Origin of the sequence: Paenibacillus sp. y28 (assembly GCF_037137075.1) — a bacterium.
GTDB lineage: Bacteria > Bacillota > Bacilli > Paenibacillales > NBRC-103111 > JBBBNV01.
Genome location: NZ_JBBBNV010000022.1, coordinates 51,008 through 72,114, shown reverse-complemented (window position 1 = coordinate 72,114; position 21,107 = coordinate 51,008). Strand labels below are relative to the sequence as shown.

Annotated in this window: 21 protein-coding genes; all 21 read left to right on the top strand. The window is 54.7% G+C overall.

What is annotated here, in order from left to right; genetic code table 11:
* The first annotated feature begins 50 nt into the window (after window positions 1-50).
* The 21 genes from smc (at window position 51) to dprA (ending at window position 21,092) form a co-directional block, all read left to right on the top strand.
* On the top strand, window positions 51-3,617 hold the full coding sequence (smc, locus tag WBG83_RS16740; protein ID WP_336746368.1) for a chromosome segregation protein SMC: 3,567 nt from the start codon (window positions 51-53) through the stop codon (window positions 3,615-3,617).
* A 93-nt stretch (window positions 3,618-3,710) separates the two neighbouring features.
* Window positions 3,711-4,709: a signal recognition particle-docking protein FtsY gene (ftsY, locus tag WBG83_RS16735; protein ID WP_336746367.1), complete on the top strand. Its 999-nt coding sequence runs from the start codon at window positions 3,711-3,713 to the stop codon at window positions 4,707-4,709.
* Window positions 4,710-5,186: 477 nt separating this feature from the next.
* Window positions 5,187-5,525 carry a YlxM family DNA-binding protein gene (gene ylxM, locus WBG83_RS16730; protein ID WP_336746366.1) on the top strand — a complete coding sequence of 113 codons (339 nt, stop codon included), beginning with the start codon at window positions 5,187-5,189 and terminating at the stop codon, window positions 5,523-5,525.
* Between the two features lie 77 nt (window positions 5,526-5,602).
* Window positions 5,603-6,973, top strand: a complete 1,371-nt coding sequence (ffh, locus tag WBG83_RS16725; protein ID WP_336746365.1) for a signal recognition particle protein — start codon at window positions 5,603-5,605, stop codon at window positions 6,971-6,973.
* 81 nt (window positions 6,974-7,054) lie between these two features.
* Window positions 7,055-7,327, top strand: coding sequence for a 30S ribosomal protein S16 (rpsP, locus tag WBG83_RS16720; RefSeq protein WP_336746363.1), 273 nt, complete (start codon window positions 7,055-7,057; stop codon window positions 7,325-7,327).
* A 22-nt stretch (window positions 7,328-7,349) separates the two neighbouring features.
* Complete coding sequence (locus WBG83_RS16715; protein ID WP_336746361.1) at window positions 7,350-7,580, top strand: KH domain-containing protein; 231 nt, start codon at window positions 7,350-7,352, stop codon at window positions 7,578-7,580.
* 65 nt (window positions 7,581-7,645) lie between these two features.
* A complete protein-coding gene (gene rimM / locus WBG83_RS16710; RefSeq protein WP_336746360.1) occupies window positions 7,646-8,167 on the top strand; it encodes a ribosome maturation factor RimM in 522 nt (173 codons plus the stop codon).
* Complete coding sequence (gene trmD, locus WBG83_RS16705) at window positions 8,167-8,964, top strand: tRNA (guanosine(37)-N1)-methyltransferase TrmD (RefSeq protein ID WP_336746387.1); 798 nt, start codon at window positions 8,167-8,169, stop codon at window positions 8,962-8,964. Before rimM ends, trmD begins: the two co-directional genes overlap by 1 nt.
* A 28-nt stretch (window positions 8,965-8,992) precedes the next feature.
* Complete coding sequence (locus WBG83_RS16700) at window positions 8,993-9,121, top strand: hypothetical protein (RefSeq protein WP_336746358.1); 129 nt, start codon at window positions 8,993-8,995, stop codon at window positions 9,119-9,121.
* 119 nt (window positions 9,122-9,240) lie between these two features.
* Window positions 9,241-9,585 (top strand): 50S ribosomal protein L19, encoded by a 345-nt coding sequence (rplS, locus tag WBG83_RS16695; RefSeq protein ID WP_336746357.1) that lies wholly within the window; start codon window positions 9,241-9,243, stop codon window positions 9,583-9,585.
* An 80-nt stretch (window positions 9,586-9,665) separates the two neighbouring features.
* Window positions 9,666-10,250: a signal peptidase I gene (lepB, locus tag WBG83_RS16690; protein WP_336746356.1), complete on the top strand. Its 585-nt coding sequence runs from the start codon at window positions 9,666-9,668 to the stop codon at window positions 10,248-10,250.
* 129 nt (window positions 10,251-10,379) lie between these two features.
* A complete protein-coding gene (gene ylqF / locus WBG83_RS16685; protein ID WP_336746355.1) occupies window positions 10,380-11,246 on the top strand; it encodes a ribosome biogenesis GTPase YlqF in 867 nt (288 codons plus the stop codon).
* Window positions 11,247-11,406: 160 nt separating this feature from the next.
* Window positions 11,407-12,015, top strand: a complete 609-nt coding sequence (locus tag WBG83_RS16680) for a ribonuclease HII (RefSeq protein ID WP_336746386.1) — start codon at window positions 11,407-11,409, stop codon at window positions 12,013-12,015.
* Between the two features lie 267 nt (window positions 12,016-12,282).
* The gene (locus tag WBG83_RS16675; RefSeq protein ID WP_336746354.1) at window positions 12,283-14,058 is read left to right on the top strand and encodes a hypothetical protein; all 1,776 of its coding nucleotides are present in this window, start codon (window positions 12,283-12,285) and stop codon (window positions 14,056-14,058) included.
* Window positions 14,055-14,372, top strand: coding sequence for an EscU/YscU/HrcU family type III secretion system export apparatus switch protein (locus WBG83_RS16670; RefSeq protein WP_336746353.1), 318 nt, complete (start codon window positions 14,055-14,057; stop codon window positions 14,370-14,372). Before WBG83_RS16675 ends, WBG83_RS16670 begins: the two co-directional genes overlap by 4 nt.
* A complete protein-coding gene (locus WBG83_RS16665; RefSeq protein ID WP_336746352.1) occupies window positions 14,344-14,943 on the top strand; it encodes a YraN family protein in 600 nt (199 codons plus the stop codon). Before WBG83_RS16670 ends, WBG83_RS16665 begins: the two co-directional genes overlap by 29 nt.
* A 555-nt stretch (window positions 14,944-15,498) precedes the next feature.
* Window positions 15,499-17,088, top strand: coding sequence for a YifB family Mg chelatase-like AAA ATPase (locus WBG83_RS16660; RefSeq protein WP_336746350.1), 1,590 nt, complete (start codon window positions 15,499-15,501; stop codon window positions 17,086-17,088).
* Between the two features lie 75 nt (window positions 17,089-17,163).
* Complete coding sequence (locus tag WBG83_RS16655) at window positions 17,164-17,424, top strand: hypothetical protein (RefSeq protein ID WP_336746348.1); 261 nt, start codon at window positions 17,164-17,166, stop codon at window positions 17,422-17,424.
* A gap of 277 nt (window positions 17,425-17,701) precedes the next feature.
* Window positions 17,702-18,862: an ADP-forming succinate--CoA ligase subunit beta gene (sucC, locus tag WBG83_RS16650; protein WP_336746347.1), complete on the top strand. Its 1,161-nt coding sequence runs from the start codon at window positions 17,702-17,704 to the stop codon at window positions 18,860-18,862.
* A 22-nt stretch (window positions 18,863-18,884) separates the two neighbouring features.
* The gene (gene sucD / locus WBG83_RS16645) at window positions 18,885-19,817 is read left to right on the top strand and encodes a succinate--CoA ligase subunit alpha (RefSeq protein ID WP_336746346.1); all 933 of its coding nucleotides are present in this window, start codon (window positions 18,885-18,887) and stop codon (window positions 19,815-19,817) included.
* A 177-nt stretch (window positions 19,818-19,994) separates the two neighbouring features.
* Complete coding sequence (gene dprA, locus WBG83_RS16640; protein ID WP_336746345.1) at window positions 19,995-21,092, top strand: DNA-processing protein DprA; 1,098 nt, start codon at window positions 19,995-19,997, stop codon at window positions 21,090-21,092.
* Window positions 21,093-21,107: the final 15 nt, after the last annotated feature.

The following is a 21,107-nucleotide window of genomic DNA, read 5'->3' as shown; positions in this document are numbered from 1 at the left end:
GCCTACATGCCGGGCTGGCGGTGTGGTACAATAGCGGATGGGGTGAGAGCATGTTTTTGAAACGGTTGGAATTGGCCGGCTTCAAGTCGTTCGCCGATCGGACGGAGCTTGAGTTTGTGCCGGGCATTACCGCAGTTGTCGGTCCGAACGGGAGCGGCAAAAGCAACATCTCCGATTCAATCCGTTGGGTGCTGGGTGAGCAAAGTGCCCGTTCTTTGCGCGGCGGGAAAATGGAAGACATTATTTTCGCGGGAAGTGATGCCCGCAAAGCGGTCAACTTCGGGGAAGTCTCCTTGACGCTTGATAATACGGATCAGGCATTGCCAATGGATTTTACGGAGGTCACGGTCACGCGGCGGGTGCACCGCAGCGGAGAAAGTGAATATTTAATCAACAAGCAGCCTTGTCGCTTAAAGGACATTACAGAGCTGTTTATGGATACAGGCATCGGGAAAGAAGCGTATTCCATCATTGGACAAGGACGGATTGAAGAGATTCTCAGCACGCGGTCCGAGGACCGGAGGGGGATTTTCGAAGAAGCATCCGGGATTGTCAAATACAAGTCCAGAAAAAAGGAAGCGGAGCGCAAGCTGGATGATACGGAGCAAAATCTGCTTCGCATCCACGACCTGGTGACCGAGCTGGAAGACCAAATCGGGCCCTTGAAGGAGCAATCCGAGAAGGCGCTGCGGTTTCGCGAGCTTAAGGGCGAGCTTAAAAACAGCGAAATCTCCATGTACGTATACCAGATTGAACAGCTTCACGGGGCATGGACGGAGGCCAGCGGCAGGCTGGCCGGGATGCAGAAGCAGCAGCTGGAGCTGGCTGCGGTGGTAGGCAAGCACGATGCGCAGCTGGAGACGCACCGCTGGCAGACCCGTCAGCTGGAGTCGGACCTGGAGAAGCTGCAGGTCGATCTGCTGAGGCTTAGCGAGGAAGTCGAGAAGGTGGAAGGACAGGGCGAAGTGCTGAAGGAACGGCACAAAAACGTGCTGTCGCTTAAAGCCCAGCTGGAGCAAGCCGTCGGTCAGCAGCAAAGCAGGGGCAGCCAGCGAGATGAAGAGGCCGCTGAGCTTAGAAGCAAGACGGAAGCGCTCGCCGCACAGCTTGCCAAGCTGCAGGGAGAGCTGCAGGCTGAGGAGGCCAAGCTGCTTGGGATTGCCGGGGGCACCAGCAGCGAGACGGAAGAGCGGATTAAGAGCGATCTGCTCGACAAGCTGAACCGGATGGCCCAGGTTCGCAATGATGTGCGTTACGCCGAACAGCAAGCGGAGTCCCTGCTCCGGCGGACAGAGCGGCTGCTGGAGGAGCGTTCCCGGCTTACAGGCGAACAAAAAACGCTGGCGGAACGCCGTGTGGATCAAGAGCTGAGGCTGGAGAAAATAGCAGGCCAGCTCACGGCGATGAAGCAGGAGTATGTGGACATTAGCGGGCAAATCTCGTCAAGCCAGTCCCTGCGCGAGGAAGCACAGGCAACGGTTCGCAAGTGGGAGCAGCGCGTGGAGGCTTTAATCTCCCGCAGATCGACCATGCAGGAAATGGCGAACGATTATGACGGCTTCGCTCAGGGCGTAAAGGAAGTGCTTAAAGCCAAAGGGCGCGCCTTGAAGGGCATTCACGGCGCGGTAGCAGAGCTGGTCAAGGTTCCCGCCGAAGTGGAGCTGGCGATTGAAACCGCCCTCGGCGCAGCCCTGCAGAACATTGTCGTGGAAAACGAAAGCGCCGGCCGGGAAGCTATTTCGTTTCTGAAGCAGCGGCAGCTTGGCCGGGCAACCTTCTTGCCGCTGGATGTGATTAAAGGGCGGCATATTGGGGCAAGCGAACGGGGCAGCATCGCGACGGCTCCAGGCTTTGTTGGAGTTGCCGCGGAATTGGTCAAGTTTGATGCGGCGTACGAGAACATTTTCTCCAGCCTGCTTGGCCATGTAGTCATTGCCGAGACCCTGGAGGAGGCGAACCGCATTGCGGCGCGCTGCCAGTACAGGTATCGCGTTGTGACGCTGGAAGGCGACCTCGTTAATCCGGGCGGATCGATGACAGGGGGCAGCCAGCATCGGAAAAACAGCAGCTTGCTCGGCCGCCAGCGCCAAATTGATGAATTGGCCAAAGAAATTCAAACGGCAACCGGTCAGCTCGAGCAGCTTCGCCGCAAGGCGGCCGATATGCAAACCGAGCATTTGGAGCACGGCAAAAAGCTGGAGCAGCTTCGGGCCGACGGCGAAGCGCGACGGCTTGAAGAGCAGCAGATGATTGCGCTTCGAGATCAGCTGAGCAAGGAAGCCCGGATGCTTGCGGACCAGCTTGCCATTACTGAGCAGGAAATCCAGTCCCTTCAACAGGAGGCTTCGGCGGCCGTGTCGCAGAAGGAACAGAGCGCTGCGGTGCTGCTTGACCTGGAGCGGGAGGAGCAGCAGCTGCAGGAGGCGCTCCGTTCGGCGGAGCTGGCCCGCAAGGCGAGTGAATCCGCCAAGGAGGAGCTGCTGGGCGAGCTGACTGAGCTGAAGGTCAAGGTAGCGGCTCTCCAGCAGGAGAAGCAGTCGTCGCAGGAGCAGCTGCGGCGTATGGATGCCGACGCGGCGCAGCTTCGGGGTGAGCTGGCTGGTCTGCAGGAGCAGCTGGTTGCCGCGGACCGCGAGCTTGAAGCAACCGAGGCGCAGCAGATCGGCCAAATTGAGCAGCTGAACAAGCTCCGCATCGAGAAAACAAGGTGCGTGGAATCGACGGAACGGAAACGAGCGGAACGAGCGGAATGGCTGGCACGGCTGGAGCAGGAAGAAAACAAAACCAAGGACCAGCGAAACGAGCTCAAAGAGGTGGAGCAGCAGCTGCACCAAACGGAGGTGCGGTTAAACCGGCTCGATGTGGAGCTGGACAACCTGCTCAAGAAGCTGTCCGAGGATTACGAGCTTAGCTACGAGCTGGCCAAAACGCGCTATCCGGTTCCCGACGATATTGAGGGCACACAGGCCAAAGTCAAGGATTTGAAGCGTCAAATCTCGGCGCTTGGCGAAGTAAACCTTGGCGCGATTGAGGAATACCAGCGGGTCGGCGAGCGCTATGAGTTTTTGAACACGCAGAAAAACGACCTGATCGAAGCGAAAACTTCTCTGTATCAGGTTATTCGCGAGATGAATGAAGAGATGTCCAAGCGGTTTAAAACGACGTTTGATGCTATCCGCTCTCATTTTGTGGTCGTATTTGCGAAGCTGTTCGGCGGCGGGCGGGCCGATCTCATCTTGTCCGAGCCGGATCGCCTGCTGGATACGGGGATTGAAATTGTAGCCCAGCCGCCAGGCAAGAAGCTGCAAAACCTGCAGCTGCTGTCCGGCGGTGAGCGGGCGCTGACAGCTATGGCCCTGCTTTTCTCAATTCTGCATGTCAAGCCGGTTCCGTTTTGCGTGCTGGATGAGGTCGAAGCGGCATTGGACGAGGCTAACGTATCGCGCTTCGCTACATATTTGCGCGAGTTCTCGGAGCAGACGCAGTTTATTGTTGTGACCCACCGCAAAGGGACGATGGAGGAGGCGGACGTGCTCTACGGCGTGACGATGGAGGAGGGCGGCGTCTCGAAGCTGGTCTCGGTGCGGCTCGATGATGAAGCCGTCATTTCCGCTTAGACGACCATGCCGCAGATGCGGCGGGATGAGAAGAGAAATACAGTCATTTCAGAATAGATGGCGGATTTTATATAGTGGAGGGAATACGTAACGATGAATTTTTTCAAAAGGCTGAAGGAAACCATTTCCGCGACAGCGGAAAACGTCACAAGCAAGTTTAAGGAAGGGCTGGCTAAAACGAGAGAATCGTTTACCCAGCGGGTGGAAGAGCTGATTTTCCGTCGCAAGAAAATTGACGAGGAGTTCTATGAGGAGCTTGAGGAAATTTTGATCGGCTCCGATGTCGGGGTGCATACGGTCATGGAGCTTATTGACGAGCTGCGCACCGAGGTTCGCAAGCGCAAGATCGAAGATGCCGCCGATTTGCAGCCGCTGCTGATGGAGAAGCTGGTCGCTTTGCTTAAACCGGAGGAAGACCAGGGCCTTCAAATGGCTAAGAACGGCATGACTGTCATCTTGTTCGTCGGCGTCAACGGCGTGGGGAAAACGACAACGATCGGGAAGCTGGCGCATCACTTCAAGCAGCAGGGGAAAAAGGTGCTCATGGCGGCGGGAGATACGTTCCGCGCAGGAGCAATCGAGCAGCTTGAGGTATGGGGGCAGCGCGTGGGCGTTGACGTTATCAAGCAATCGGCAGGCTCCGATCCGGCGGCTGTCATGTTCGATGCGGTTCAAGCGGCTAAAACCCGCGGCGTGGACGTGCTGCTGTGCGACACGGCCGGCCGTCTCCAGAACAAGGTTAACCTGATGGAGGAGCTGAACAAAATATTCCGGGTCATTCAGCGTGAGGTTCCCGAAGCTCCGCATGAGGTGCTGCTGGTGCTGGATGCGACGACCGGCCAAAATGCGCTCAATCAGGCCCAATTGTTCGGGGAAAAGGCGGGCGTAACGGGTCTTGTGCTGACGAAGCTGGACAGCACGGCCAAAGGCGGCATTGTCATCGCCATCCGCCAGGAAATGAATATCCCGGTCAAGCTGGTCGGCCTCGGAGAGAAAATGGACGATCTGCAGCCGTTTGATTCGGCGCAGTTCGTGCACGGCATGTTTTCCGGCTGGGTCAAGGATGTCCAGGACGGCGAAGAGGAAAAGTAATCGGCTCAGGCTGACGGCATGCTTCAAGCCGCTGCTGTTCTATTGAAGCGCGCCGGTGAAGCGCGCCAGCGAACCGGAGATGCAGGTCTTGGCATGGGAGTCAATCGCGGAAGCCATTCGGTCGTAGATCGAACCTGAAGTAACGTCCATTTCCGGAGCGCGAGTAGAACAGCAAGTAAGCTGCAAGTGGCGTCGAAACGTAGTTTCGTTAATTACAGCACAATATACCACGGCTTCCCGGCAAGTCCTCACGTTGGTCAAGGGCTTGCGGGGCGGGCTGTGCTCGCCGCCGTTCTTGTTTATAGCGGTCATCATCGCAGAACGGCGAGCTTTCCCGGGACATGCTCGGGGGTTGAGAGATGTCAAGTAATTATGCTTGACATCTCTTTTTATTCAGGCTATGATAATAAAGCGAATCAGGTGTAAGGTGTTTGACCTTGACAGCAGGGGCGGTTGCTTCGGAAAGGGTGGACGTACATGGACGAATTATCCAAGACGTACCGTATCAGCATGCTGATTGATTTCTATGACCAGCTGCTGACCGAGAAGCAGCGTACGTTCGTACGGCATTATTTTCACGAGGATTTCTCGCTCGGCGAGCTGTCCGAAATGTTTCAGATTAGCCGCCAGGCTGTCAACGAGCATATTAAGCGGGCTCAGCAGACGCTGGAGGATTACGAAGCGAAGCTGCAGCTGCTGGCCAAGCATGAGGAGCGAGCTGCCTGCATGAAGCAGCTGGAGGCTTTGCTGGATGGCGTGCCAGAGCAAACGAAGCTGCAAATGAGCGAATGCATGAAACGCATCGTTGAAATATAGAATGGCATAGCTTTGGCCTTACTTGAATTCAAACGGATAAAGCGGTACCTTATACATATATTCAGGGAGGTGACACCATGGCTTTTGACGGATTAACGGGAAGGCTGCAGAACGTGTTCAACAAGCTGCGCGGCAAGGGCAAGCTGACTGAGGATGATGTCAACGAAGCGATGCGCGAGGTTCGACTGGCGCTGCTTGAGGCGGATGTCAACTTTAAAGTCGTCAAGGACTTTATCGCCAAGGTTAAAGAGCGCGCTGTCGGGCAGGAAGTGCTCAAGAGCTTTACGCCTGGCATGGTGGTCATCGATATCGTCAACAAAGAGCTGACCGAATTGATGGGCGGCACGCAAAGCAAGCTGGCGAAAGCGAACAAGCCGCCGACTGTGATTATGATGGCCGGTTTGCAGGGTGCCGGTAAAACAACGACAACCGGGAAGCTTGCCAAGCTGCTCATTAAACAAAATCATAAGCCGCTGCTGGTGGCGTGTGATATTTACAGACCGGCTGCGATTAAGCAGCTGCAGGTGGTCGGGGAACAGGTGAAAGCGCCGGTGTTCTCAATGGGCGATCAGGTCAATCCGATCGAAATCGCCAAGGCCGGACTTGCGCAGGCGAAGGAGAACGGCAACGATTACGTTATCGTCGATACCGCGGGCCGGCTGCATATTGATGAAGCGCTCATGCAGGAGCTGCAGGGCGTCCGCGATGTCATTAAACCGGATGAAATCCTGCTTGTTGTCGATGCGATGACCGGACAGGAAGCGGTCAATGTGGCGGAGAGCTTCCATAAGCAGCTTGAGCTGACCGGCGTGGTGCTGACCAAGCTGGACAGTGATACCCGGGGCGGCGCCGCCTTATCGGTTAAAGCTGTTACCGGCTGTCCGATTAAATTCGCCGCAATGGGCGAGAAAATGGACGCGCTGGAGCCGTTTTACCCGGAACGGATGGCCTCTCGTATTCTCGGCATGGGCGACATGCTCTCGCTTATCGAGAAAGCGCAGGCTGGCATCGACGCCGACAAGGCGGCCGAGATGGAACGCAAGATGCGCAACGCCGAGTTTACCTTCGATGATTTTCTGGAGCAGATGTCGCAGGTGCGGAACCTGGGGCCGCTTGACCAGATTTTGGACATGCTGCCCGGAGCCGGCAAGCTCAAAGGCATGAAGGACATGAAGATTGACGAGAAGCAAATTTCCCGCATTGAAGCGATTGTGCGTTCGATGACGAAGGAAGAAAAGCAGCGTCCGGAAATGCTGAATGCCAGCCGCCGCAAGCGTATAGCTGAAGGCAGCGGGAATTCGCTGCAGGACGTCAACCGGCTCATCAAGCAGTTCGATGATATGCGGAAGATGATGAAGCAGTTCTCATCGATGATGGGGCCGGGCGGAATGAAGGGCATGAAAGGCCTGAAGGGCAAGCTGGGCAAAGGCTTCAAGTTTCCGTTCTAACACGATGAACCACAAGCTGTATTCCGGGGTTGTCCCGGTGTGATAAGCAGGCTTTATTTTTCGAAGGAGGTGAAAGTTACCATGGCAGTTCGTATTCGTCTGAAGCGGATGGGCGCCCACAAGGCTCCATTTTACCGCGTCGTTGTTTCCGATTCCCGTTCCCCTCGTGATGGCCGTTTTATCGAGGAGATCGGTACTTACAATCCGGTTGCTCAACCAGCCGCTGTTCAAATCGATGAGGAGAAAGCCCTCAAATGGTTGAACAATGGTGCGCAAGCATCCGATACTGTTCGCAATCTGCTTAGCAAAGCTGGCGTTCTGAAGAAGTTTCATGAGTCCAAGCTGCAGAAGTAATCTGCACGGCTAGGAGGCACTTATGGAAGACCTGATTACCGTCATTGCCAAAGCGCTCGTGGACGTCCCGGAGAGTGTGTCCGTGCGGGCTGTTGAGAAGGAGCATGAAACGGTGTATGAGCTTTCGGTTCATTCATCCGACGTGGGCAAAATCATCGGCAAGCAGGGGCGCATCGCCAAGGCGCTCCGTACTGTAGTGGCGTCTGCCGCTGTCAAACAGAATAAGCGCATCTCCGTGGAGATCGTATCGTAACACCCGGGTTAGGAGAGATCCTAGCCCTTTGTATTTTGGCCCAAAAATTCGGTTTGGAGGAACATATGACGCAAAAATGGTTTACCGTCGGGCAAGTGGTCAACACGCATGGTATTCGCGGTGAGGTCAAGGTTGTTTCACAGACGCATTTTCCGGAGGAGCGCTTTGCCAAGGGCAGTCGGCTTGCGCTGTTCGGTGAAGGCCCGCAGCAGGAGCAGGCTGTTATCGTGGAGTCGGCTCGGCCGCAAAAAAATGTGTACATTATTAAATTTCAAGGCTATAACAATATTAATGATGTGCTTCCATATAAGGGCTGGCTGTTAAAAGTGAGCGAGGAGCACCGCGCCGAGCTGGAAGAGGATGAATTTTACTACAGCGATATGATCGGCTGCGCGGTTGTGACGGAGGAAGGCGAGGAGCTCGGCGAAATTAAGGAAATTTTATCACCGGGGGCCAACGATGTCTGGGTAGTCAAGCGCCCTAAGGGCAAGGATTTGCTGCTGCCTTACATTGACGAGGTCGTTTTGGCTGTAGATATTGCCGCGAAACGGGTAACCGTCCGGTTAATGGAAGGTTTGCTGGAATGATGAGAGTCGACGTGTTGACATTGTTTCCGGAAATGTTCCATGGAGTGTTTACCTCCAGCATTTTAGGCAAGGCGGCGGACAAAGGGATCATTTCGCTGCAAACGGTCAATTTCCGGGAATTCGCAGGTAACAAGCACAATACTGTAGATGATTATCCGTACGGCGGAGGCGGAGGCATGGTCCTCAAGGCCGAGCCGGTGTTCAAGGCGGTAGAACATGTGCTGGCGGAGGCGCAGGCGAATCAGGGGCTGCCGGAGGCAGGAGAAGGGCAGGCCGATACGGCGCCCGGAGCACCGCGTCCAAGGGTCATACTGATGTGCCCGCAGGGCCGCTCCTTCAACCAGCAGCTGGCGGAGGAGCTGGCGGAGGAGCAGCACTTGATATTCATCTGCGGCCATTATGAGGGCTATGATGAGCGTATCCGCGAGCACCTGGTCACTGATGAAATCTCTATTGGTGATTATGTTCTGACCGGCGGCGAGCTGCCGGCAATGGTCGTGATTGACAGCGTTGCAAGGCTGCTGCCGGGTGTGCTTGGCAATGAGCAGTCAGCAGTAACGGACTCGTTTAGCACCGGGCTGCTGGAGTATCCGCACTATACGCGTCCGGCATCCTTCCGGAATTGGGAAGTGCCGGAGGTTCTATTGTCGGGCCATCATGCCAATGTGACGGCTTGGCGCCGAAAACAAGCCTTATACCGTACATGGCGGCGCAGGCCGGACCTGCTTGCCGGAACGGAGCTTTCCAAGCAGGACCGTGTCTGGCTGGATGAGTTTGAGCGGGGCCTGCTCCCTTAACTGCCGGGGAAGCGAGAGGCGCGGCCCTTTGGGCTGTTGGCGTCATTTGCTGTCCGGCGTGCTGCAGGAGACGTATGGAACAGGCGGAAGCGTCGATGCCGGGGTTGTTTATTTGGAAAAAGCTATCTCCGCTATTGTCTTTCTAGCTTGGATATGATACTATTAATTCTGTTGTGGTTTTTTAATTCGGGTGGTCCGCTGCACGTATTGAGTACAGATGGAAATTGCATTTGTATGAACGGCATGAACGCCTATGGTGGAAGGAGGGAGTCTGCAATGAATCAATTAGTCCGTGAAGTGACGCAGGAACAGCTGCGCAAGGATATCCCCAGCTTTCGTCCGGGAGATACTTTGAAAGTGCACGTAAAAGTTATCGAGGGCTCTCGTGAACGGGTTCAGATTTTCGAAGGCGTTGTAATTAAGCGCCGTGGCGGTGGCATCAGCGAATCGTTTACCGTCCGCAAAATCTCCTACGGTGTTGGTGTGGAAAGAACTTTCCCGCTGCACTCGCCGAGACTGGATAAAATCGAAGTGGCCCGCCGTGGTCGCGTTCGCCGTGCGAAACTTTACTACCTGCGTGGTCTGCGTGGTAAAGCTGCAAGAATTCAAGAAATTCGTTAATGAAACGTGGGGGCTTGGCTTTGGCAAGTCCCCTTTCGTTTTTCTTAAGACCGTTTCTCATGTGAGATGAGGTGTGAGCCATGAGCGAGACAGTACAAGACAATCAAGTGACAAAAGCAAAATCGGTCAAAAATGAAACCTGGGAATGGATTAAGGCACTTCTTATCGCATTAGTGCTCGTGCTCATTATCCGGCAGTTTCTGTTTGCCCCGTTTATCGTAGAAGGGATTTCGATGGCTCCCAATTTTGAGACGGGCGAACGGCTTGTTGTCAATAAGCTTTTGTATAATCTTCGCGATCCGAAGCGGGGCGAGGTCATTGTGTTTCTGGCTCCTTCCCAAAAGGATTACATTAAACGGGTGATTGGATTGCCTGGAGACACGGTCAAGGTGGACGGCGATAAGGTTTATGTGAATGGCGAGCTGCTTCCGGAGGAATATATCCAGAGCGCGGTTGAATCCTCCAATAAGGAAGGCCGTCCTTACAATAACACCAACTTTGCCGAGAAGAAGGTGCCCGAAGGGCAGTTGTTCGTCATGGGGGATAACCGCTCCCACAGCTCGGATAGCCGCTCTACCGATGTCGGCTTTGTGCCTTATGACAAAATTGTAGGCCGGGCGGAGGTCGTTTTTTGGCCGCTTGGACACATGAAATGGATACACTGATACATAGCCTAATCGGAGTTGCTTGATGCTGCGGTGGTTTAGCTTGAAGCAGGGCACTTGTGCTGCAAGGCATATCCTCCGAAGAGGACACCAAGATAAAAAGTATAGAGCTGGGAAGGGGGAAACGTCTTGACCATTCAATGGTTTCCTGGACATATGACCCGGGCCCGCCGTGAGATTGAAGCTAAGCTTAAGCTGATTGATGTCGTCATTGAACTGCTGGATGCTCGCATCCCGCTGTCCAGCCGCAATCCGATGATTGATGAGATTGTGAAGAGTAAGCCGCGGCTGGTGCTCCTCAATAAGACGGACCTTGCTGACGGGGCTGTAACGCAGGAATGGGTCGATTATTTTGCCCGTCAAGAGCTGCAGGCCTTGCCTATTGACGCGGCGACGGGAACACGGGTCAAAGAGATTCCTGTACGGCTCAAGCAGATGCTGGCGGAGAAACGAGAGAAGCTAATTGCCAAAGGGGTCAACCCGAGGGCCATTCGCACCTTAATCGTCGGGATTCCGAATGTCGGCAAATCGACCCTCATTAACCGACTGGCCGGACGCAATATCGCGGCTACCGGGGATAAGCCGGGGGTTACGAAGGGACAGCAGTGGATTAAGATGGGCAGCGAGCTGGAGCTGCTGGATACACCGGGCATTTTGTGGCCGAAGTTTGAGGACCAGAATGTCGGATACCGTCTGGCTGCAACGGGAGCGATTAAGGACGACCTGTTATATACAGAGGATGTTGCTTTTTTTGCGATGAAGCACTTGATTGCCCGCTATCCTGCATTTCTTGCCGCGCGCTATGACCTGAAGGAGCTGCCGGAGGGTGAGCTGGAGGCCGATCAAATCGTTCAGATTATGGAACAGATCGGACGGCGCAGGGGCTGTATTCAAAGCGGCGGTTCCGTTAATTTGGAGAAGGCTTCGATGCTCATTTTGCGCGAGCTTCGCGCGGGCACAATCGGGCGAATTACAATGGAAACACCGGAGGACTAGGCGCTTGCCTGGACCGATGGTGTTTTTTTATGGCTTGAAGCCGTCATCATCCGACCTGATTTGATAAAAGGGGATTGCTTCTTTGCCGGGGTCATTTTATGATAAGAAAACGGGAAAGCTTGTTCTTCTGGAAGGAAAGCTGTGCAAAGGGGAAATCGGTTTGTTAGATTATGAGATGAAGCTATGGGAGCAAGGCATTCAGCATATTGCGGGGATAGATGAGGTCGGAAGAGGATGCTTGTTCGGCGATGTTATTGCGGCGGCGGTCATCCTGCCACCGGACAAGCAGTACGAGGGCATTAACGATTCCAAGAAATTAAGCGAGAAAAAAAGGAACGCGCTTTACGAGCTTATTATGCAGGAGGCTGTCGCAGTCGGCATCGGCCGGGTGGATGCGGCGGCGGTAGATAAAATAAATATTAAACAGGCGGCGCGCCTAGCGATGAGAATCGCCCTGGAGGCTTTGGAGATTACACCGGAGTATTTGCTTGTGGATGCCGAGCGGGTGGACAGTGAGCTGCCACAGATGGCAGTTATTCATGGAGATGCGCTCAGTCAATCGATTGCTGCTGCATCGATCGTGGCGAAGGTCACGCGCGACCGGTTATGCTTGGAGTGGGACATGCAGTTTCCGGAGTATGGCATCGCAGTACATAAAGGATACGGGACCAAATTTCATCGGGAGCAGCTTGAGGCATATGGGGCAAGCCCGATGCATCGGAAAACGTTTCTGCGGAATTTTCAATTCGAGCAGCAGGAGCTTTTTTAGTTTCCTGACGCTTTTCGGATGGCGAAGACCTAACAGAAGCCGCTTGGAGGGCCGATATATACCATAAGATTGTATATTTAGGCCAATCGGTGCTGCCGTTGCTCCTGCAGGGCCGAGCTGCAGCGGACGGAATCATGAGAAGTGCTTTCTCTTTATGCTCTTTATGCAAGTGTACGGAAATGTTGCTTGGAACTAAAGCATCTGCATAGGCACCATGAAGCCGGCAGCGGCACCAATCGTTGGCGGAGAAAGGGGAGGGGATGACGGATGGGCATGAATATCGGCCAGTTAATGCGGAATATTCTAGGGGATGCTCAGGTTACGGATGCTAAGGCTGTGGAGCTGAAGGTCGGTCAAATTGTACGCGGGGTTGTTTTGCAAATGCTTTCGGGCCAGGATGCAATCGTCAATATCGGGGGAACGCCGGTCAGAGCGCATCTGGAGCTGCCGCTGCAGCAGGGCCAGGCGACGCTGCTTCAGGTGCAGCCGGAATCGGCCAACGGCCAAATTATGCTTAAACCGTTGTCTTCTTCAACTGTGCCGGTCACAGACGAATCTCTGGCCGATATATTGAAAGCGTTCGGGATGAAGGATAGCGGCACCAACCGGCAGCTTGTTCTTGATATGCAGCGCAGCGGAGTTCCTTTAACAAAGGAAAATATGCAGGCGTTCACCTCCTTAATGGAAAATGTACCGAAGGGCGCATCTCCTGAACAGTGGCTTCAGGCCGCGTCCACAGCCGCCCAAAAGCATCTTCCGTTGACGCAGGAAACCGTTGCGGGGCTTCACCAGCAGCTGTTTGGCCGTCCGATGCATGAGCAGCTCGGCCATTTGCGGCAGCAAGCGGAAGGGCTTCTTCAGGACCCCAAGCTTCCCGCACAGACTAAAGAACAGCTGGGGCAGCTTTTGCGGCAGCTGGACGCTGTACAGACAGCCGGCAAGTTTGTGACTGGCGGCACAGGCGCAAATGCCGGGGTCCAGGAGGCCGGACGCGCTACGGCTGCGGGAGCAGCAGCTCCATCTGCGCAACCGCCGTCCCAAACGGCTGCCGGTACGAACGCGGCCGGGAATGCCCAGCCTGCCGCACCGTCGATGTCCGGCACCGCTTCGCCTGTAACGGGTCAGGCTCAGGTTTCCGCCGGGGCACAGACTACGGCAGGGGCCGCCGTGCAGCCGAACCCTGCACCGGCGGGGCCGGGGCAGCAGCAGCCCGTCTCCGGCCCGGCGGCGAATGCCGGCGCCAATGCAGCGCAAAGCCCTGCTGCCGGAACGGCTGTGCAGCAGCAAGCAGATAACCAGTGGATTCCCCGGCTGCTCCACGCGATCGGAATGGATAACGAGCGTCAAATTGCAGCTGCTATGGATAAGCTGGGGCTGGCGCAGAAGCAAACGCCGGATCATCAGATTACCGCGAATATGCCCGATCACGCAGCGGCTGCTTCCAGAACGGAGGAGGCGAGCACCCGCCCGGTCCTTCCGGATTCTCTCAAAAGCGTGCTGCTTCAGCTGCAGGCAAGTGATGATTTGCCGACTTCTTTTAAAGAGCAGGTGCAGTCTTCGCTTCAGCAAATCACGGGACAACAGCTTTTGCAAGGCGGTGACCGCAGCGCTATGTTCTCGCATGTAACGTTGTTTCTGCCTATCACGCAGCCTGACGGCTCTCAGACAGCGGCTGTACATATTCAATCCCGCAAAGGAAAGCGCGGGGAGCTTGACGCGGGTAACTGTCGTTTGCTGTTTGATTTACGGATGAATGCGATTGGCGATACCTTGGTTGATGTGCAGGTCGTGAATAAAATGGTTAGCCTGTCGATTCATAACGATCATCCGGTGCTGGCGGAGCTGATGGACAACTTCCGGCCGGAGATGACAGAGGGACTGGCACGTATCGGGTATCAGTTCCTATCTCTGAAATGCAATCCGTTCCCGTCTCCGCAGGAACAGGCAAATCAAGCTTCGGCTTGGAGCGGGACGGCAGCAGGGGCCGTATGGGGCGATCTGGCGCAGGGCAAGCCGTATAAAAGTATGGATGTGCGCGTATGAAGCAAACACCGCAGCATACCAAACAAGCCGTCGCACTTCGTTATAATCCGGATCAGAACCAATCTCCTATCGTGGTGGCGAAGGGGAAGGGACATCTGGCGGAATCAATATTGGAAAAAGCCCGCGAGCACGGTGTTGCCATTCAGGAAGATCCCTCACTGGTGGAGGTGCTGTCCAAGCTGGAAATCAATCAGGAAATCCCCCCGGAGCTGTATCAGCTTGTTGCAGAGATTTTAAGCTTCGTTTACCGATCGGATGCCAAAGCGAAGGAGAAGAGGAACAGCAGTGAGCCATCGTCACAAACAGGCCGATAAGCCCTCCTCTTCATCGAAGGAGGTGCTGTCGGTGACAGCAGGTTCCTTGAAGCTTGATGAAGCGGGCAAGCCGGAAGGGCGGACAGTTGATTCAAGCCGGGCGCCAAATCCATCGGGCAGCGGCTCTGCATGTGACAGCAAATCATATAACGGGGCTGTCAAGAGCAAGCGTCAGACCCCTTCAACAAGGCCAACAAGGCGTCCTGATCCCAGGAAAGCGCTGGGCAGAGAAGGGGAGGAGCGGGCCGCTCGCTTTTTGCAGGAGCAGGGGTATACGATCGCGGCCCGCAATTGGCGCTGCAGATCGGGGGAAATTGACATTGTCGCTACCATTGGAGAAACGATTGTGTTCGTCGAGGTTCGGACTCGGCGGACGACCGGACATTTCGGAACCGCAGCCGAATCGGTCCAACCCTTCAAGCAGCAGCAGGTTCGAGGCATCGCTGAAATTTATTTGTATCAAAATCGCAAGCTGGATGCTGCTGTGCGCTTTGACGTGATTACCGTTGAGGTTGACCCTGCAGGGACGCTTCTGCAAGCTGAGCTGCGTCATTATGAATCTGCGTTTTAACAGTGCCTCCGCTTATTGCCGTAGTAACATCTTACAATACAATACAGCCTCGCAAGCCTTCTGAACCAGACTGTGGGTCAGAGGGCCCTTTGCCATTTCCCTGATGAAGCCCATCAGTCATCATATTCAGCCGCCCATCAGTCGGGGGTCGCTGCAGTCCCCGGTATTTTGCCGGATGCTGGCTATCATTCGGGTCCTAGGGGTGCGATCGCCGTGGAGGAGGCCGGGCTGGTGACATGCTTTTACAACGATTAAAAATGGGGAGTCCAGAAAGGGACCTATAGGATTATCTGGTCCAATCTGTCTGCGCTGCACCATCATCCTCGCTTTGACACGGATGAGTCGGAAGAGCTGGATTTTTAACGAATCCTTCCTGGAAATAAAAATCAGCCGATATGTAACGGGAAAACGAATTGCAGCCGCCTGCAAAATCAGCTACAATATAGGTAACGGATGGATAAGGAAGCACCTTTCTCCAGTAGAATTTGCCGGATTTTGACGAGAGATGTCGTCATCATTAAGGCGGATTAACTTGGCGAGGAAGGTGCTTTTCGTATGTACGGTAAAGTGTACAGCGCCTGTCTGCACGGCGTGGACGGGCAGCTGATTGAGGTGGAGGTAGATATTAGCCGGGGCCTCCCGCATTTTTCAATTGTAGGCTTGCCGGATTCGGCGGTGCGGGAATCGATGGAGCGGGTCCGTGCGGCTATCAAAAACTGCGGCTTTACGTTCCCGCTGGAACGGATTACGGTGAATCTGGCCCCGGCCGACCTGCGCAAGGAAGGCGCTGCTTTTGATTTGGCCATTGCTGTCGGCATATTGCTGACCAGCGGACAGCTGCGGTGGCCGGAGCACAGCGTCAGAAGCACGCTGATTATCGGGGAGCTGGCGCTGGACGGTGCCGTCCGTCCGGTCCCCGGTGTACTGCCGATGGTCGACATTGCCAGGTACAAAGGCATGAAGGCTGTGCTTTTGCCGCAGTACAATGTCTTGGAGGCAGAGTTAATCCCGGATGTCGCCGCAGTTGGGCTTGTTCACTTGCAGCAGCTGGCCGGTACAGAAGGAGTAGGGGGGCTGGGGGCAAGCAGCGGGCGGGAGACAAGCCCCGCTGCAGAAGAAGCCGCTGGGCCGCGCACGGTCTCGGCAGGCGCAGAGGGGGAACGGCAGCCATGGGCAGAAGATTTCGGGGATGTTGTCGGCCAGCATCATGCCAAACGCGCGCTTTTGATTGCCGCTGCTGGTATGCACAATATCCTGCTCATTGGGCCGCCGGGCTCCGGCAAGACCATGATGGCGCGCCGACTGCCGGGCATCCTGCCCGTATTAAGCGACGAGGAGTCTCTGCAGGTGACGAAGGTGTATAGTGCAGCGGGCAAGATGCCGGCACGCACCGGCCTAATCCGGCTGAGGCCGTTCCGGGCGCCGCACCATACCACCTCTGCCGGGGGCATTATCGGAGGCGGCGCCATTCCTAAGCCGGGCGAGGTCAGCTTGGCCCATCACGGCGTGCTGTACCTCGATGAGCTTCCTGAATTTCCCCGCCATGTGCTGGAGGTGCTGCGTCAGCCTCTGGAGGACCGTTCGGTGACCGTGAGCCGGGCCAAGGCTGTATTTACGTTCCCGGCTCACTTTATGCTCGCGGCCTCGATGAATCCATGCCCTTGCGGTTTTTACGGCGCCAATATTGATTCGAAGCCGTGCGGCTGCACGCCGCTGAGAATCGGGCAGTATCTAAGCAAGCTGTCCGGTCCGCTGCTGGATCGGATCGATATGCATGTGGAGGTTCCCCGGGTTGAACCGGGTGAAGCAGCATCTCTCCCGCAGGCAGCGGGCTGCAGCTCGGCCGATCTGCGGGGCATGATTGCCGGGGCGGTGGAGATCCAGAAGCAGCGCTATGCGGGCGAGCCGATCCGGTTCAACAGCGAGCTCTCCGGCTCCCTGCTGCGCAAGCACTGCCAGCTTCCGGCTGAAGGGAGACAGCTGCTGAACAGCTCTGTGGCAGCGCTTGGCCTGAGCATGCGGGCGTATGACCGGATATTGAAGCTGGCCAGAACGATAGCCGATCTGGAAGGGGGGCAGGCCCTGACGACGGCCCACATTGCCGAAGCGCTGCAGTATCGGTGTCTGGATAAGGCGGTCTTCTGACAAGGACAGGCTTTGCAAATTTTTATTCATACCTTGGCTGATTTTGGACATACTTTCCTTGAGGTGATAATTACAATGGAGACGAAGCCTTATTATTGTCCAAACTGCCGCTCCAACCGCACCAAGTTTCGGGTGGTGGCCAGCTATGCCCAGCCGTTTATGAAGGATGCGATAACCGGTCAAATCACACAAATGGCCGACGCTGAATTCATCGATCCGGGGGAAGCTCAAATCAGCTGCCAGGTATGCGGCTTTACCGGCAACGAGCTGCGTTTTATCAAGCAGGCCGAGCGGGAACCGCGAACACCGGTGAACGTGCAGCCTACCTACAGATAACTCAGAAATTACGGCTATGGAAACGGTCGTTCCCTGCGGATCGAGGCCGTTTCTATTTTATTGTGCAGGTTTGATGAATTTTTGCGAAAAATTGACGATGATGTCGAACGAATGTGGTACAATAGATAAGGTTTACTTTCGGGGAGCGATGACTAATACACAAAAAGCATCGGTTTCATCCGAAATAAGCATGAATCGAGATAGAGGAAAAACGTGCCCATTAGCGAATACGTATATTCGGCTGATGCAGATATTGATCTAGGAGGAGTAATCGAGAATGAATATCCATGAGTATCAAGGTAAAGAAGTCCTGAGACAATATGGCGTTGCAGTTCCTCAGGGCAAAGTCGCATTTACCGTGGATGAAGCGGTTGAAGCGGCCAAAGAACTCGGGACACCTGTAGTTGTCGTAAAAGCGCAAATCCATGCAGGTGGACGCGGTAAAGCAGGCGGCGTCAAAGTTGCCAAGGGCCTGGACGAAGTTCGTACATACGCTTCGGAAATTTTGGGTAAAGTGCTGGTCACGCACCAAACCGGTCCGGAAGGCAAAGAAGTAAAGCGCCTTCTTATCGAGCAGGGCTGTGACATTAAGAAAGAATATTATGTCGGTGTTGTCGTAGACCGCAGCACCGGACGCGTCGTTATGATGGCATCCGAAGAGGGCGGCACGGAGATTGAAGAAGTCGCTGCACACTCGCCGGAGAAAATTTTCAAAGAAGTGATTGATCCTGCAGTAGGCTTGATGCCGTTCCAGGCTCAAAAGCTGGCCTATGCAATCAACATCCCGAATGAAGCTGTGAAAAAAGCAGTGAAATTCATGCTGGCTCTGTATGCTGCATTCGTAGATAAAGACTGTTCGATTGCCGAAATTAACCCGCTTGTTGTTACGGGCAGCGGTGATGTGCTGGCTCTTGATGCGAAATTGAACTTCGATTCCAACGCGTTGTTCCGCCACAAAGATATTCTGGAGCTTCGCGACCTGGAAGAAGAAGATGAAAAAGAAATCCAGGCGTCCAAATTCGATCTGAGCTATATCGCCCTCGACGGCAATATCGGCTGCATGGTCAATGGCGCAGGTCTGGCTATGGCGACCATGGACATTATTAAATATTACGGCGGCGAGCCAGCGAACTTCCTTGATGTTGGCGGCGGCGCAACCAAAGAGAAGGTTACGGAAGCGTTCAAAATCATCCTGTCGGATGAAGCGGTCAAAGGGATTTTCGTTAACATTTTCGGCGGCATCATGAAATGTGACATTATTGCTGAGGGCGTCGTTGCGGCAGCGCGCGATCTGGGTCTGAACCGTCCGCTCGTAGTCCGTCTGGAAGGCACGAACGTAGAGCTCGGCAAGAAAATCTTGAATGAGTCCGGTCTGAATATCGTCGCTGCGGATTCGATGGCAGACGGCGCGCAAAAAATCGTAGCACTTGTAAAATAAAGCGGAGAGGAGCACATTACTAATGAGCATTCTGGTTAATAAAAATACAAAAGTCATTACCCAGGGCATCACCGGTGCTACCGGCTTGTTTCATGCCAAAGGGGCTTTGGATTATGGTACGCAAATGGTCGGCGGTGTAACTCCGGGCAAAGGCGGAACCAAAGTAGACATTACACTGGAGAACGGAGAAACCGTTCAGCTTCCGGTTTTCAACACGGTTGCTGAAGCGAAGCAGGCTACAGGCGCGACAGCTTCTGTTATTTACGTTCCGCCGGCTTTTGCTGCGGATGCAATTATGGAAGCCGTAGATGCCGATCTGGATCTCGCTATTTGTATCACAGAAGGTATTCCTGTTCTGGACATGGTTAAGGTTGCCCGCTTCATGGAAGGCAAGCGCACCCGTCTGATCGGACCGAACTGCCCGGGTGTTATTACACCAGGCGAATGCAAAATCGGCATTATGCCGGGCTACATCCATACGCCAGGCCATGTTGGGGTCGTATCCCGTTCCGGGACACTGACTTACGAGGCTGTACACCAGCTGACCACCCGCGGTATCGGACAATCCTCGGCAGTAGGTATTGGCGGAGACCCGGTTAAGGGCTCGGAGTTCATCGATATTCTGAAGCTGTTCAACGAAGATCCGGACACCTATGCAGTTATCATGATCGGTGAAATCGGCGGCACTGCAGAAGAAGAAGCTGCAGAGTGGATTAAAGCCAACATGACGAAGCCGGTTGTCGGCTTCATCGGCGGTCAAACAGCGCCTCCAGGAAAACGGATGGGCCACGCGGGCGCGATCATTTCCGGCGGTAAAGGTACAGCTGCTGAGAAGGTGGCGACACTGGAGGCATGCGGTATCCGCGTTTCCCCGACGCCTTCAGAAATGGGCTCGACTCTCGTTGCTGTTCTTGAGGAAAAAGGCCTGCTGGAGAAATGCATTACAAAAAAATAAGCACATACCGGAAGGTAAGCAACCTTTCATTCCCTTATTAAAGGGGATGAAAGGTTTTTTTGTCTGTGTTTTTTGTCTGTTTATGCGCTTCTGATGAAGCGGAAGCGTTATTTTTGCTAGAATCAGTTTTCTTGTATTTGCCAAAAGTTGTTTCTTTGTAAAGGAGTGCTTATACTAATGGATAACCGCAGCATTTTAATTGCTCTTCATCAGCTGTCCGGCATCGGCTGGAAAACCATCCGTTTACTGATGGCCGGGTTGGTGGACATGAAGCAGCTTCTATTCATGAGCGCGGAGGATATATCCCGTCACGGCGTTCCGGCAGCCAAAGCCCGGACGATTGCGGACGCTATGACGGAGCAGTGGGTGGAGCAGCAGCTGGAGCGTTATAACCGGCTTAACATCGGGATAATCACCGTATTTGATGAAGAGTATCCCGAACGGCTCCGGCACATTGCCCAGCCGCCCTGGGTGCTGTACACTCAGGGTCGGCAGGAGCTTATGCAGTGCCCGGCTATTGCTGTTGTGGGCACAAGAATGCCAACGGCTTATGGCCGCAAGGCGGCCGGCGAGCTGGCGGGGGAGCTGTCGGCTGCCGGTGTGACGGTCGTTAGCGGCTTAGCGAGAGGGATTGACGGCGAGGCCCACCGGGCAGCGCTTGCCCATGCCGGATCTACAATTGCTGTTCTGGGATGTGCAGCAGGGGAGGTTTACCCTAGAGAGAACCGCGCGCTTTTGGAGCAAATTGCCGAACGGGGACTTATTTTGTCGGAATACCCGCTTGACACGCCGCTGCATCCCGGAATGTTTCCGCTGCGTAATCGTATTATTGCAGGGCTCAGTCTGGGAACTCTTGTTGTAGAGGCGGCGGATCGCAGCGGATCGCTCATCACGGCTGAGCAGTGTCTGGAGCAATCCGGGGATGTGTATGCAGTGCCCGGACCGATCACGTCACCCAAAAGCCGGGGGACGAACAGCTTAATTCAGCAAGGGGCGAAACTGGTCGCCACCAGTGAAGATATATTAGTAGAAATCCAAAGGTACATCAGGCATGCTCCCCGCAGTCCAAAGGGAAAAGCGGGAGGTGATAAGCCGGAAGCGCTGCCGCCGGATGAACAGGCAGTGCTTGATTTGATCGGCCTAAATCCTGTAACTTTTGACCTATTGTTGGAGCGCAGCGGATTCTCTTTTGGACATTTGCATTCAGTTCTGTTATCCTTGCTAATGAAAAAGAGAATCGAACAAAAGCCGGGTCCGGCGTATACTGTAATATAAATAGAATGTTGCCAG